The 12,891-nt window shown below is 61.1% G+C and carries 15 protein-coding genes and 1 other RNA gene; 7 read left to right on the forward strand and 9 right to left on the reverse strand.

The window, feature by feature from the left end; genetic code table 11:
- Nucleotides 1–139 precede the first annotated feature (139 nt).
- An RNA gene (gene rnpB, locus ACK1VC_RS23365) (RNase P RNA component class A) lies at nt 140–515 on the reverse strand.
- 67 nt (nt 516–582) lie between these two features.
- A complete protein-coding gene (gene rsmI, locus ACK1VC_RS23370; RefSeq protein WP_016488972.1) occupies nt 583–1,458 on the reverse strand; it encodes a 16S rRNA (cytidine(1402)-2'-O)-methyltransferase in 876 nt (291 codons plus the stop codon).
- A gap of 186 nt (nt 1,459–1,644) precedes the next feature.
- Here rsmI and ACK1VC_RS23375 point away from each other — a divergent pair, with 186 nt between their 5' ends.
- From ACK1VC_RS23375 to ACK1VC_RS23395, 5 genes are all read left to right on the forward strand, one after another.
- Nucleotides 1,645–3,462 (forward strand): penicillin-binding protein activator, encoded by a 1,818-nt coding sequence (locus ACK1VC_RS23375; RefSeq protein ID WP_016488973.1) that lies wholly within the window; start codon nt 1,645–1,647, stop codon nt 3,460–3,462.
- A complete protein-coding gene (locus ACK1VC_RS23380; protein WP_016488974.1) occupies nt 3,462–3,833 on the forward strand; it encodes a YraN family protein in 372 nt (123 codons plus the stop codon). Before ACK1VC_RS23375 ends, ACK1VC_RS23380 begins: the two co-directional genes overlap by 1 nt.
- An 86-nt stretch (nt 3,834–3,919) precedes the next feature.
- Complete coding sequence (locus ACK1VC_RS23385; RefSeq protein WP_012274070.1) at nt 3,920–4,513, forward strand: phosphoheptose isomerase; 594 nt, start codon at nt 3,920–3,922, stop codon at nt 4,511–4,513.
- On the forward strand, nt 4,510–5,088 hold the full coding sequence (locus ACK1VC_RS23390; RefSeq protein ID WP_016488975.1) for a BON domain-containing protein: 579 nt from the start codon (nt 4,510–4,512) through the stop codon (nt 5,086–5,088). Before ACK1VC_RS23385 ends, ACK1VC_RS23390 begins: the two co-directional genes overlap by 4 nt.
- Before the next feature lie 161 nt (nt 5,089–5,249).
- Complete coding sequence (locus tag ACK1VC_RS23395; RefSeq protein ID WP_016488976.1) at nt 5,250–5,468, forward strand: YgdI/YgdR family lipoprotein; 219 nt, start codon at nt 5,250–5,252, stop codon at nt 5,466–5,468.
- Between the two features lie 51 nt (nt 5,469–5,519).
- On the opposite strand, the gene ACK1VC_RS23400 is transcribed toward ACK1VC_RS23395, so the two are convergent.
- The 7 genes from ACK1VC_RS23400 to rplM all read right to left on the reverse strand — a co-directional run bounded on the left by ACK1VC_RS23400 (nt 5,520) and on the right by rplM (nt 10,381).
- Nucleotides 5,520–5,948 carry a ClpXP protease specificity-enhancing factor gene (locus tag ACK1VC_RS23400; RefSeq protein WP_016488977.1) on the reverse strand — a complete coding sequence of 143 codons (429 nt, stop codon included), beginning with the start codon at nt 5,946–5,948 and terminating at the stop codon, nt 5,520–5,522.
- Between the two features lie 10 nt (nt 5,949–5,958).
- Nucleotides 5,959–6,582: a glutathione S-transferase N-terminal domain-containing protein gene (locus tag ACK1VC_RS23405; RefSeq protein WP_016488978.1), complete on the reverse strand. Its 624-nt coding sequence runs from the start codon at nt 6,580–6,582 to the stop codon at nt 5,959–5,961.
- Between the two features lie 117 nt (nt 6,583–6,699).
- Nucleotides 6,700–7,479, reverse strand: coding sequence for a cytochrome c1 (locus ACK1VC_RS23410; protein ID WP_016488979.1), 780 nt, complete (start codon nt 7,477–7,479; stop codon nt 6,700–6,702).
- Entirely contained in the window at nt 7,479–8,690 is a 1,212-nt protein-coding gene (locus ACK1VC_RS23415) for a cytochrome b (RefSeq protein WP_024717460.1), read from the reverse strand. Before ACK1VC_RS23415 ends, ACK1VC_RS23410 begins: the two co-directional genes overlap by 1 nt.
- Nucleotides 8,690–9,283: a ubiquinol-cytochrome c reductase iron-sulfur subunit gene (gene petA, locus ACK1VC_RS23420; protein WP_016488981.1), complete on the reverse strand. Its 594-nt coding sequence runs from the start codon at nt 9,281–9,283 to the stop codon at nt 8,690–8,692. Before petA ends, ACK1VC_RS23415 begins: the two co-directional genes overlap by 1 nt.
- A 262-nt stretch (nt 9,284–9,545) precedes the next feature.
- The gene (gene rpsI, locus ACK1VC_RS23425; RefSeq protein WP_003260797.1) at nt 9,546–9,938 is read right to left on the reverse strand and encodes a 30S ribosomal protein S9; all 393 of its coding nucleotides are present in this window, start codon (nt 9,936–9,938) and stop codon (nt 9,546–9,548) included.
- 14 nt (nt 9,939–9,952) lie between these two features.
- Complete coding sequence (gene rplM / locus ACK1VC_RS23430; RefSeq protein ID WP_003260798.1) at nt 9,953–10,381, reverse strand: 50S ribosomal protein L13; 429 nt, start codon at nt 10,379–10,381, stop codon at nt 9,953–9,955.
- Nucleotides 10,382–10,639: 258 nt separating this feature from the next.
- Here rplM and ACK1VC_RS23435 point away from each other — a divergent pair, with 258 nt between their 5' ends.
- Together ACK1VC_RS23435 and ACK1VC_RS23440 are read left to right on the forward strand one after the other, a co-directional pair.
- Entirely contained in the window at nt 10,640–11,680 is a 1,041-nt protein-coding gene (locus tag ACK1VC_RS23435) for an NADP(H)-dependent aldo-keto reductase (RefSeq protein ID WP_016488982.1), read from the forward strand.
- Between the two features lie 189 nt (nt 11,681–11,869).
- Complete coding sequence (locus ACK1VC_RS23440) at nt 11,870–12,790, forward strand: GlxA family transcriptional regulator (RefSeq protein WP_172455912.1); 921 nt, start codon at nt 11,870–11,872, stop codon at nt 12,788–12,790.
- Nucleotides 12,791–12,891: the final 101 nt, after the last annotated feature.

The following is a 12,891-nucleotide window of genomic DNA, read 5'->3' on the forward strand; positions in this document are numbered from 1 at the left end:
TACCGAGGAAGAGAAAACACGAGAAAAATCAAACCCACGCAAGCAAATGGAGTTCGAACTTAAAGTGATTTATCAAGAGTAAGATTTTTTCGGTATTACCAGAGAGGATCTGCTATCGAATCAAGCAGGGGAGGAAAAGGTGGAGAGTCGATCTGTAAGCCGGGTTTTGTCGAGGACAGTCATTCCTCTACGACGGCCATCACTGGACGCCTCTAGCAACCTACCCGGTTCCGACGCGGGCCACGCCTGATGGAACCCTATTTGGTCTTGCTCCGAGTGGGGTTTACCTAGCCACGAACTGTTGCCAGACGTGCGGTGCGCTCTTACCGCACCTTTTCACCCTTACCGGCACCGAAGTGCTTAGGCGGTTATTTTCTGTGGCACTTTCCGTAGGCTCGCGCCTCCCAGGCGTTACCTGGCACTCTGCCCTATGGAGCCCGGACTTTCCTCCCCCTGCTGCTCACACAACAAAAAGTTGCGGAACAAAAACAGGCAGCGACTGTCCGATCGACTCTCCGCCGCCAAGGTTACCGGCACGCGCGCACAAGAACAAGCAATACCGGCAATTATATCAAACTGCCACTATTCGGTTTTCTGCTTTTCCAGCGCAAGTTGATACAACAGGTTCTTGCGCACACCGGTAATTTCCGCCGCCAGCGCCGCAGCCCGCTTCAGTGGCAGCTCGGCCAACAGCAGGTCGAGTACTCGCTGGGCCTCGGTACTGATGGCCTGCTCGCCCTCCGGCGCGCTCCAGCCGCCAACCAGTACCACGCACTCACCGCGCTGCTGGTTGCTGTCGCCGGCAACGAACGCGCGCAGCTCGGCCAGCGGCAGGCCCTTCAGGGTCTCGAAGGTCTTGGTCAGCTCGCGCGCCAGCAGTGCCGGGCGTTCGCCACCAAAAACCAGCTCCATGTCTTCGAGGCATTCGAGGATACGGTGCGGGGCCTCATAGAAAATCAGCGTACGCGGCTCTTCCTTCACCTGCTCGAGGCGCGCCCGGCGCCCGGCCTGCTTGGCCGGCAGGAAGCCTTCGAAAATGAAGCGGTCCGACGGCAGGCCGGCCGCCGACAGTGCGGCGATCAAGGCGCAGGCGCCCGGCACCGGCACCACGCTCACCCCCGCAGCCCGCGCCTGGCGTACCAAGTGGTAGCCCGGGTCGGAAATCAGCGGCGTGCCGGCATCGGAAACCAGTGCCACGTTCTCGCCAGCCAGCAGCTTGGTGAGAAAACGCCCGCCCTCATCACGCTCATTGTGTTCATGACAGGCCGCCAGCGGTGTGTCGATGCCAAAGTGTTGCAGCAGGCGGATCGAATGGCGGGTGTCTTCGGCGGCGATCAGCGCCACATCCGCCAGCACCTTCAGCGCCCGGGCGCTCATGTCGTCGAGGTTGCCGATGGGGGTTGCCACCACATACAGCGTCCCCACCGTGGATTTCGAAGCCCCTGCCACATCAGTCACTGCGCACACCTGTCATTCGGATCAAAGGCGCCATTGTAGCCCGAGCGCCTGCAACAGGGCGCAAAGAACTTCGCCAGCGATCGGCGGCAGGCCACCTATAGTGAAGGATCAGCACAGCAACATCGCGCCCCGGCCAGTGCTTGGGTACAATTGCCGGCCAACTTGATCGAGTAACAGGACCTTTACATGATCGCTTGCCTGCGGCTGCTCACAGCCCTCTGCCTCGCTGCCCTGCTGGCAGCCTGCGCCAGCTCGCCCTCATCCAGCCTGGGCGAACTGCCACGCACCCCGGATGCCAGCATCGAGCAACTGCTCGAAAAAGCCGCTTCCAGCAAGTCAGCGGAAGATGCCGCCCTGCTGCGCCTGAGCGCGGCCGACCTGGCCTACAAGCAGAAGGACTTCCCACGCGCCGCACGCATTCTTGAGCAAGTCCCGCTGGACACACTCAAGCCGGCCCAGCAAGTGTTCGCCAGCACCCTCGCGGCCGAGCTGGCCATGAGCCGAAACCAGCCCAAGGCGGCCCTGACTGCCCTGGCTCACCCCAGCCTGCAACGTGTAGCCGAGCTGCCGGCGGAGCAGCAAGCGCGCACTTACAATGTGCACGCCGCCGCCCTTGAAGCCGACGGCCAGACCCTGGCTGCCGCGCAACAGCGCGTGCTGCTGGCCCCGCTGCTCAGCGGCCAGGCTGCCAGCGCCAACAATGACGCCATCTGGGCACTGGTCGCCTCGTTGCCGGCAGAGCAACTGCAGCAGCCAGCCAACGACCAGACCCTGGCCGGCTGGACCAGCCTCGCCTTCGCCGTGAAGAGCGCCGGCACCCTGGAGCAGCAGCAAGCGGCCATCGATACCTGGGTCAAACAGCACCCAGGCCACCCTGCCGCCCAGCAACTGCCGCTGGCGCTGACCAAGCTCAAGGAGCTGGCCAGCCAGCCACTGACCAAGATCGCCCTGCTGCTGCCCCAGGAAGGCCCGCTTGCCGGTGTTGCCCGCGCCCTGCGTGACGGTTTCATGGCCGCCCACTTCCAGGCCCAGCAAGCTGGCCAGCCAGCGCCTGCGGTGCAAGTGTTCGACAGCTCGCGCATCGGCTCGCTAGACGATTTCTATCGCCAGGCCCAGGCCGCCGGCGTGCAACTGGTCATCGGCCCGCTTGAAAAGCCACTGGTCAAACAACTGGCCGCCAAACCGCAACTGCCGATCACCACACTGGCCCTGAACTACGCCGACGCCGGCCAGAAGGCCCCGCCGCAACTGTTCCAGTTCGGCCTGGCTGCCGAAGATGAAGCACGCGAAGTCGCCCGCCGCGCTCGCGCCGACGGCATGGTCCGCGCCGTGGCCCTGGTGCCGAGTGGCGAATGGGGTGACCGCGTGCTGGCCGCCTTCCGCCAGGACTGGGAAGGCAATGGCGGCACCCTGCTCGCTGCCGAGCGCATTGCCCAGCCGGTTGCCCTCGCCCAACAGATCGCCGACCTGTTCCAGCTGCGCCAGAGCGAAGGCCGCGCCAAGAGCCTGCAAAGCACGGTAGGCGGCAGCATCGCCGCACAACCGTCGCGCCGCCAGGATATCGATTTCATCTTCCTGGCCTCGACCCCGCAACAGGCCCAGCAGATCAAGCCGACCCTGAACTTCCAGTACGCCGGTGACGTCCCGGTCTATGCCACCTCGAACCTGTACAGCGCCAGCGGCGACGTCAACCAGTACAATGACATGAACGGCATCCGCTTCTGCGAAACGCCGTGGCTGCTCGACACCAGCAACAGCCTGCGCCAGCAAGTGGTACAGCAGTGGCCGCAGGCCGCTGGCAGCCTTGGCCGCCTGTATGCCATGGGCGTCGATGCCTACAGCCTGGCGCCGCGCCTGGGCCAGCTGAAAGCGCTGCCGGACAACCGTGTCCAGGGCCTTTCGGGCAGCCTGAGCATCAACGCCAACCAGCGTATCGAGCGCCAGCTGCCATGGGCCGAGTTTGCCGGCGGCCAGGTCAAGCGCCTGCCTGACACCGCGCGCTGATGCCAACAGCGTCGCCCACAAGCGCCGGGCAAGCAGCAGAAACCCAAGCCCTTGAGTACCTTCAAGGGCAGGGCCTGCAGCTGCTGGCGCGTAACTGGCGATGCAAAGGCGGTGAGCTTGATCTGGTCATGCTTGACGCCGATACAGTAGTATTCGTCGAAGTCCGCTACCGGTTGCACGCGTGCTTCGGTGGCGCCCTCGCCAGCATCGACGGGCGCAAGCAGAAACGGTTGGTGCTCGCCGCCAGCCGGTACCTGCAGAAGGCGCCCCACTGGGGCAACCACCCCTGCCGCTTCGACGTAGTCGCCCTGCAGGGCAGCCACCATGCAGGCAGGCCGCTTCAATGGCTGAAAAACGCCTTCGAATGCTGAACCCACTTCGTTTTTTTTGCTCTATGTTTCGCGGGCTGGTCGTTGTTGCGCGTCGCAAAGGCCACCGCCCCACTTAAGGTCACCAGATGGACATGCAATCCCGAATTCGCCGGCTGTTCCAGGCCAGCATCGATACCAAGCAACAGGCAATGGACATCCTGGCACCGCACATCGAGCAGGCTAGCCTGGTCATGGTCAATGCGCTGCTCAACGAGGGCAAGATGCTCGCCTGTGGCAACGGCGGCTCGGCCGGTGATGCCCAGCACTTTTCGTCGGAACTGCTCAACCGTTTCGAGCGCGAGCGCCCGAGCCTGCCAGCCATCGCGCTGACCACCGACAGCTCGACCCTGACCTCGATCGCCAACGACTACAGCTACAACGAAGTCTTTTCCAAGCAGATTCGCGCCCTGGGCCAGCCCGGCGACGTTCTGCTGGCAATCTCCACCAGCGGCAATTCGGCCAACGTCATCCAGGCGATCCAGGCCGCACATGACCGCGAAATGATTGTCGTAGCATTGACCGGCCGCGACGGCGGCGGCATGGCTTCGCTGCTGCTGCCCGAAGACGTGGAAATCCGCGTACCTTCGACGGTTACCGCACGCATCCAGGAAGTCCACCTGCTGGCGATCCACTGCCTGTGCGATCTGATCGACAGCCAACTGTTCGGGAGTGAAGAATGACCCCTATGCGCCTCGGCCTGATGGCCCTGACTCTGTGCCTGAGCGTCACCGGTTGCAGCTCGGTACTTACTTCTACGCGCAATTCGCCGATCGAAGACGATCGCGGTACGCGCACCATTGGCAGCAAGATCGACGACTCGCTGATCGAAACCAAGGCCTCGGTGAACATTTCCAAGGCCAGCCCTGACCTGGACAAGGGCTCGCACATTGTTGTCAGCAGCTACAACGGCATCGTCCTGCTGGCCGGCCAGACTCCACGCGCCGACCTCAAGAGCCTCGCCGAGCAAACCGCCAGCCAGGTACAGCGCGTCAAGAAAGTGCACAATGAACTGCAGGTGATGCAACCCTCCTCCATCCTGGCACGCAACAACGACGCCTGGCTGACCACCAAGATCAAGACCCAGATGCTGGGTGACAGCGCCGTGCCAAGCTCGCGCATCAAGGTGATTACCGAAAACGGTATCGTCTATCTGCTCGGCCTGGTGACCCAACAGGAGGCCAATTCGGCCACCGCCGTGGTACAGGGCGTGTCGGGTGTGCAGAAGATCGTCAAGCTGTTCGAGTACATCGACTGATTCATTGCTGCCTGCACCGGCCTCTTCGCGGGTGAACCCGCGCCCACAGGGATCTCACAGCTTTCAAGCCTTGTGCATTCCTGTGGGAGCGGTTTTACCCGCGAAAGGGCCAGTACAAGCAACAACAATGCCCCACCTTTCAGAAACCCAGGAAACACCGCATGAAAAAGCTTCTGCTGCCTGCCCTGCTGATCGGCACCTTCGCCACCCTGGCCGGCTGCTCCACGCCAAGCCTGATCACCCTCAACGATGGCCGTGAAATCCAGGCTGTCGACGCACCGAAGTACGACCGCGATGCAGGCTTCTACGAGTTCCAGCAACTCGATGGCAAGCGCACCCGCATCAACAAGGACCAGGTACGCACTATCAGCGACCTGTAACCCGAAGTTGGCGGCAAAGAAAAAGGCGATCCAGTTGGATCGCCTTTTTTGTTACTTGACCACTTTCAGGCTTGGCCGACCACTTGGGCGCGGCGGCTGGCCACCCCCTTCCGGCGGGCCATCGTCGTCCGGCTGCACATCATCCTCTTCCAGCTCGTCGCCATCCATCGGCGACTCCAGCTCGAAGACCATCCCTTGGCCATTTTCACGGGCATAGATGCCCAGGATGGCGCCAACCGGCACGAACAGCGAATGGGCCACGCCACTGAAGCGGCCCTCGAAGCTGACTGCGTCGTTATCCATGTGCAGGCTGCGCACGGCACTTGGCGAGATATTCAAGACGATCTGACCATCACTGGCGAAACCATCCGGCACCTGGACTTTCGGGTATTCGGCATTGACCAGCATGTGGGGCGTGCAATCGTTGTCGACGATCCACTCATACAGTGCTCGAACCAGATAGGGGCGACTGGAGTTCATCAACAGCTCCTTAAAGCTTGCGCATTTCACGTTCTACAGAGGACAGGCTCGCCAGGAAAGGCTCGCGAGCGAACTGCCGCTCCATGTAATCCAGCAGCGGCTTGGCTTGCCGCGGCAATTCGATACCCAACACCGGCAAACGCCAGAGTATGGGCAATAGACAGCAATCGACCAGGCTTTGCTCCTCACTCATGAAACAGGCGTACTCACCGAACAATGGTGAAACACCGGTCAGGCTTTCGCGCAGGGCCTTGCGTGCCTCGGCACGGGCGGCCTCGGTGCTGCGCGCGTCCAGCACGGTGTCGGCCAAGGCACACCAGTCGCGCTGGATGCGGTGCATCAGCAAACGGCTGTTACCCCGCGCAACCGGGTACACCGGCATCAGCGGTGGGTGCGGGTAACGCTCCTCGAGGTATTCCATCACCACGGTCGACTCATACAACGCCAGGTCACGGTCGACCAGGGTCGGCACACTGCCGTAAGGGTTCACCTCGGCCAGCCTGGCCGGCAGGCGACTGGGGTCGACATCGATGACCTGGACGCTGACACCCTTCTCGGCCAGCACAAGGCGTACCCGATGAGAATAATGATCAGCGGGATCGGAATAGCAGGCTAACCTGTTGGTTGCGCCCATGTAGCGGCTCCTCGCACGGGATGCTTGTGCAACTGTAAATGAAAACGCGCCCGGGGTACCCTGGCAAAACTGCCAGGGCGCCCCGGGCGCGTTCAACAACCAGAAACTACTGCGTGATCAGTGCACGTCCTTCCAGTATTCACGCTTGAGCAAGTAGGCGAATACGAAGAAGAAAGCCAGGTACAGCAACACGTAGGTACCAATGCGCTGGCTTTCCAGTTTGACCGGGTTGGCCGAATAGGCCAGGAAGGTCACCAGGTTCTTGACCTTCTCGTCGAACTGCTCGGTCGTCAGGGTACCGGAATTCGGCGTAATGGTCAGCTGGTCACAGGCTTCATGGGTGATCGGGCTGCCGGTCAACGGGTCAAATTGCTTCTTGCCATCGACCACGGTCTGCACCTGCTTGCAGCCAACCACCTGGTTACCCTGCAGGCCAACCAGCACGTTAGGCATGCCCACGTTCGGGAACACCTTGTTGTTCACCCCGTAAGGGCGCGACGGGTCTTCGTAGAAGCTGCGCAGGTAGCTGTACAGCCAGTCGGTACCCCGCACACGGGCGACCAGGGTCAGGTCGGGTGGCGCAGCGCCGAACCAGGTCTTTGCGTCGCTGGGCTTCATGCCGATCTGCATGTGGTCACCGATTTTGGCGCCGGTGAACACCAGCTTCTCGAGCATCAGCTCGTGAGGGATGCCCAGGTCATCAGCCACCCGCTCGTAACGCTGGAACTTGGCACTGTGGCAACCCATGCAATAGTTGGCAAAGGTGCGCGCACCGTCCTGCATGGCCGCCTTGTCGGTCAGGTCGATATCGACCTTGTCCAGCTCCAGGCCATGTTCGGCAGCGAAGGAAAAGGCAGGCATCACTGCCAGCAAAAATACTGCAATCAACTTTTTCATCAGCCAGTCACCCTTTCCGGAACCGGTTTGGTCTTCTCGAGCCTTGTGTAGAACGGCATCAGCAGGAAGTAGGCGAAGTACAACACCGTGCACACCTGCGACAGCAAGGTACGCCCAGGTGTCGGCGCCAGCACGCCCAGCACGCCGAGGATGACGAAGGCCACGCAGAACACCAGCAGGAAGAGCTTGCTGATCCAGCCCTTGTAACGCATGGAACGTACCGGGCTGCGGTCAAGCCAGGGCAGCACGAACAGCACAGCGATGGCCGCACCCATGGCGATCACGCCCATCAGCTTGTCAGGCACCGCGCGCAAGATCGCGTAGAACGGTGTGAAGTACCACACCGGCGCGATGTGCTCGGGCGTCTTGAAGGCGTTGGCCTGCTCGAAGTTCGGTTTTTCCAGGAAGTAACCACCCATCTCCGGGAAGAAGAACACCACAGCGCAGAACACGAAGAGGAACACCACCACGCCAACGATATCCTTGACGGTGTAGTAAGGGTGGAACGGGATACCGTCCAGCGGAATGCCGTTTTCGTCCTTTTTCTTCTTGATGTCGACACCATCGGGGTTGTTCGAACCCACTTCGTGCAGAGCAAGAATGTGCAGCACCACCAGGCCGAGAATCACGATGGGCAGGGCGACCACATGCAGGGCGAAGAAGCGGTTCAGGGTGATGCCCGAAATCAGGTAGTCACCGCGGATCCACTGGGTGAGGTCGTCACCGATCACCGGGATGGCGCCGAACAGGGAGATGATTACCTGGGCACCCCAGTACGACATCTGGCCCCACGGCAGCAGGTAACCCATGAAGGCTTCCGCCATCAGCGCAAGGTAGATCAGCATGCCAAACAGCCAGACCAGCTCGCGTGGCTTCTGGTAGGAGCCGTAGAGCAGGCCGCGGAACATGTGCAGGTAGACCACGATGAAGAACGCCGACGCACCGGTGGAGTGCAGGTAGCGCAGGATCCAGCCGTATTCTACGTCACGCATGATGTACTCGACCGAAGCGAACGCCTCTTCCGCCGAGGGCGTGAAGCTCATGGTCAGCCACACACCGGTGACGATCTGGTTGACCAGTACCAGCAATGCCAGGGAGCCGAAGAAGTACAGGAAGTTGAAGTTCTTGGGCGCGTAATACTTGCTCAGGTGGTCTTCCCACATTTTTGTGGCGGGGAAGCGAGCATCAATCCAGTCCATGAACTTGCTCATCATGCGTTCTCCTGGTCGACGCCGATGACGATGATATCGTCCGACTCGTAAGAGTGCGGCGGCACTGGCAGGTTGAGAGGTGCCGGCTGCGACTTGTAGACACGGCCGGCCAGGTCGTAGTGGGAGCCGTGGCACGGGCAGAAATAGCCACCCACCCATTTCGGACCAAGGTCAGCAGGCGCAACTTCCGGGCGGAAGGTGGGCGAGCAGCCCAGGTGCGTGCACAGGCCGACGAGAATGAGGATTTCCGGCTTGATCGAGCGAACCTCAGGGTCGACGTAGGTCGGCTGCACCGAAGCCTTGGACTCTGGATCAGACAGGTCACCCGTAATTTTTTTCAGGTTGCCAAGGATTTCTTCCGTTCGGCGCACGATGAACACCGGCTGGCCACGCCACTCAGCCACCATCTGCTGCCCGGCCTCGACCTTGGCGATATTGACCTTCACCGGTGCACCCGCGGCTTTCGCCTTGGCACTGGGAAACCATGACCCCACGAACGGTACCGCAGCCCCCACTGCTCCCGCTGCCCCGACCACGGATGTCGCGGCTACGAGGAAGCGGCGCCGGCCTGCGTTGACGCCGTCATTGCTCATTCAGTCCTCTCCCATCAGCTTGCTTGGCCTGTTGAACCAGGCTCGTACTTAGGTTGTGTCAATGGCACTAAAATTTGGCAGCCATGGTAAGAAACAAAACCACACACTGACAAGGTGATTACCCAAGCAAGGGCCACAACCCGCGCTTTGCTTGATCTGCGTCTATGCGACAAGCGGCCACTGACATGCTGACAGGTTAGTTCAAGCCAAAAAAAAAGCCCGGTTCCAAGGAACCGGGCTTTTTTCGACTGCCGAAGCGGTATTAACGCTTGGAGTACTGAGGACGCTTACGCGCTTTACGCAGACCCACTTTCTTACGCTCAACTTCACGAGCGTCGCGGGTGACGTAGCCAGCACGACGCAGAGCGCCACGCAGGGTTTCGTCGTATTCCATCAGAGCGCGGGTGATACCGTGACGGATCGCACCGGCTTGACCGCTGACACCACCACCGGAAACGGTGACGTAGATGTCGAATTTCTCAACGGTTTCGGTCAGCTCGAGTGGCTGGCGAACAACCATGCGAGCGGTTTCGCGACCGAAGAACACGTCCAGAGAACGGTTGTTGATGGAAATGTTACCAGTACCCGGACGCAGGAATACGCGAGCGGTTGCGGTCTTGCGACGGCCAGTGCCGTAATTTTGAGTCGCCGACATAATGAACTATCCCGTTAGATCTTCAGTTCTTGAGGCTGCTGAGCAGTGTGTGGGTGAGCAGCACCCGCGTACACTTTCAGCTTGCGGTACATGTCGCGACCCAGCGGGTTCTTAGGCAGCATGCCTTTGACCGCGGTTTCGATAACACGCTCAGGGGCCTTGGCAATCAACTTCTCGAAGTTGATTTCCTTGATACCGCCCGGGAAGCCGGAGTGGGAGTAGTACATTTTGTCGGAAGACTTGGCACCTGTCACACGAACCTGCTCGGCGTTGATAACGACGATGTAGTCGCCGGTGTCAACGTGAGGGGTGTATTCTGGTTTGTGTTTGCCACGCAGACGGCTAGCGATTTCGGTAGCCAGACGACCCAGGGTCTGGCCAGCGGCGTCGACTACGAACCACTCGCGCTTTACTGTTTCCGGTTTAGCAGTAAAAGTTTTCATTCTCTAAAGCCTCAGAGGCCGCCCAGCGAAAAATAGACGGCGAATCTTACTGGATAGTGCACAGCTTGCCAAGGGCAAGCGCGCAGCCGAACACAGACGCTTTTTGGGGCTCGGGTCGGGCACGCCAATGTTCGACGGGGTTCTTCCTGCGTGATGGTGCATCACTTCCGCCACGCGGAGAGGGGCTGAATTATCCAGATTGCGAGAAAAATTTCAACCTGCTTTGATGGGCATCTATTGCCAAGGAGTGTCTAACCGATGGAATACCGTCAGCTCGGCCGTACCGACCTCAATGTCAGCGCCCTGTGCCTGGGCACCATGACCTGGGGCGAACAGAACGTTCAGGCCGAAGCCTTCGAACAGATTGCCCGGGCCAAGGCCGCCGGGATCAACTTCATCGACACCGCCGAGATGTATCCGGTGCCGCCGCGCCCGGAAACCTACGCGGCTACCGAGCGCATCATCGGCAACTGGTTCCGCGACAACGGTGATCGCGACGACTGGGTGCTGGCCAGCAAGGTGGCAGGCCCCGGCAACGGCATCAGCCACATTCGCGACGGCCAGCTCAAGCACAACCGCCAGCACATCGTGGCGGCGCTGGAGGAGAGCCTGAAGCGCCTGCAGACCGACCGTATCGACCTGTACCAGCTGCACTGGCCGGAACGCAGCACCAACTTCTTCGGCAAGCTGGGCTACCAGCACCTGCCACAGGACCACTTCACCCCGCTGGAAGAAACCCTCGAGGTACTCGACGAGCAGGTACGGGCGGGCAAGATCCGTCACATCGGCCTGTCCAACGAAACGCCGTGGGGCACCATGAAATTCTTGCAACTGGCCGATAGCCGGGGCTGGCCGCGGGCGGTGTCGATCCAGAACCCGTACAACCTGCTCAACCGCAGCTTCGAGGTGGGCCTGGCAGAGGTGGCAATCCGTGAGCAGTGCGGCCTGCTGGCCTATTCGCCGCTGGCCTTCGGCATGCTCTCGGGCAAGTACGAGAACGGCGCACGGCCGGACAACGCGCGCCTGACCCTGTTCAGCCGCTTTGCCCGATACTCCAACCCGCAGACCGTCGCAGCCTGCAGCCGCTATGTGCAGCTGGCCCGCGAGCACGGCCTGGACCCGGCGCAGATGGCCCTGGCGTTCGTCACCCGGCAACCGTTCGTGACCAGCAACATCATTGGCGCGACCAGCCTGCAACAGCTGGACAGCAACCTGGCGAGCCTTGAGCTGAGCCTGAGCGATGAGTTGCTGGCAGCGATCGAAGCCATACACCAGGCGCAGCCGAACCCGGCGCCTTGAGCTGAAAGGGGCTGCATTGCAGCCCCGCCGCTACACGGGGTAGACACAATCGCCAAAAAATAAGACGATCCAGCCGGTGATTGACCACTCTACCCTATAAGAACAATGACAATGATGTTTACCCAACCCTCCGCGTCGCTGCGGCGCGTCAGCATCCTGGCCATTGACAAGGTGTTTGCTTCGACCTTGATGCAGGCCAAGGATTTCTTTCACCTCGCCAGCCTGCGTTACAGCAAGCAGCTAGGCCTGGGCTTGCAGCCCATGTTCGAGATCTGCCTGGTGAGCCCCGACGGCCAGCCGGTGGACAGCTTCAGCAATGTGCAGCTTCCGGTCGACGGTGGCCTGGACGACGCCGACGTCATCATTCTCCCGGCCTACTGGGACGACTTCGACAACCTGCTGCAACGTTATCCACAGGTGCTCCCATGGCTGCGTGAACAGCATGCCCGCGGCGCGGTGCTGTGCGCCGAGGCCAGTGGCGTGTTCTGGCTGGCCGAGTCCGGCCTGCTCGATGGCAAGGAGGCGACTACCTACTGGCGCTTCTTCAACAGCTTTGCCGAGCGCTTCCCGAAGATCCGGTTGAATCAGGACAAGCACCTGACCGACGCCGACAATATCTATTGCGCCGGCGGGGCCACGTCGGCCTGCGACCTGTACATCTACCTGATCGAGCGCTTCTGCGGTGCCAACGTGGCCCGCGCCGTGTCGCGCGACATTCTTTACGAAGTGCAGCGCAACTACACCCCGGGGCGCATGGGCTTTGGCGGGCAGAAGCTGCACCAGGACCTGATCATCCTGCAGATTCAGCATTGGCTGGAGGAGCACTTCGCCGACAAGTTCCGCTTCGAGGACGTTGCCCGCAACCACGGCATGAGCATCCGCAATTTCATGCGCCGCTTCCAGGGCGCGACGGGTGACAAGCCGCTGCACTACCTGCAACGGCTGCGGATCGAGACCGCCAAGGGGTTACTGTCGAGCACACGCAAGAGCATCAAGACCATCAGCTACGAGGTCGGTTATGACGATGCCAGTTTCTTTGCGCGGCTGTTCCGCCAGCACACCGAGCTGTCGCCGAACCAGTATCGGCAGCAGTTCATGCAAGAGGCTTGAGGCCTTGCGGGGCTGCTTTGCAGCCCATTCGCGGCACAAGGCCGCTCCCACAAATGCCCAGCGTGCGCCGATCAATGTGGCAGCGGCCTTGCGTCGCGAAT

It is taken from the genome of Pseudomonas sp. XP2 (assembly GCF_053557975.1).

Coding starts and splice junctions, on each gene's coding strand:
- ACK1VC_RS23380 (WP_016488974.1), top strand. CDS start 3,462: ATGCCAACAGCGTCGCCCACAAGCGCCGGGCAAGCAGCAGAAACCCAA.
- ACK1VC_RS23395 (WP_016488976.1), top strand. CDS start 5,250: ATGAAAAAGCTTCTGCTGCCTGCCCTGCTGATCGGCACCTTCGCCACC.
- ACK1VC_RS23390 (WP_016488975.1), top strand. CDS start 4,510: ATGACCCCTATGCGCCTCGGCCTGATGGCCCTGACTCTGTGCCTGAGC.
- ACK1VC_RS23410 (WP_016488979.1), bottom strand. CDS start 7,479: ATGAAAAAGTTGATTGCAGTATTTTTGCTGGCAGTGATGCCTGCCTTT.
- petA (WP_016488981.1), bottom strand. CDS start 9,283: ATGAGCAATGACGGCGTCAACGCAGGCCGGCGCCGCTTCCTCGTAGCC.
- ACK1VC_RS23435 (WP_016488982.1), top strand. CDS start 10,640: ATGGAATACCGTCAGCTCGGCCGTACCGACCTCAATGTCAGCGCCCTG.
- ACK1VC_RS23385 (WP_012274070.1), top strand. CDS start 3,920: ATGGACATGCAATCCCGAATTCGCCGGCTGTTCCAGGCCAGCATCGAT.
- ACK1VC_RS23405 (WP_016488978.1), bottom strand. CDS start 6,582: ATGGGCGCAACCAACAGGTTAGCCTGCTATTCCGATCCCGCTGATCAT.
- rpsI (WP_003260797.1), bottom strand. CDS start 9,938: ATGTCGGCGACTCAAAATTACGGCACTGGCCGTCGCAAGACCGCAACC.
- ACK1VC_RS23375 (WP_016488973.1), top strand. CDS start 1,645: ATGATCGCTTGCCTGCGGCTGCTCACAGCCCTCTGCCTCGCTGCCCTG.
- ACK1VC_RS23440 (WP_172455912.1), top strand. CDS start 11,870: ATGCAGGCCAAGGATTTCTTTCACCTCGCCAGCCTGCGTTACAGCAAG.
- ACK1VC_RS23415 (WP_024717460.1), bottom strand. CDS start 8,690: ATGAGCAAGTTCATGGACTGGATTGATGCTCGCTTCCCCGCCACAAAA.
- rplM (WP_003260798.1), bottom strand. CDS start 10,381: ATGAAAACTTTTACTGCTAAACCGGAAACAGTAAAGCGCGAGTGGTTC.
- ACK1VC_RS23400 (WP_016488977.1), bottom strand. CDS start 5,948: ATGAACTCCAGTCGCCCCTATCTGGTTCGAGCACTGTATGAGTGGATC.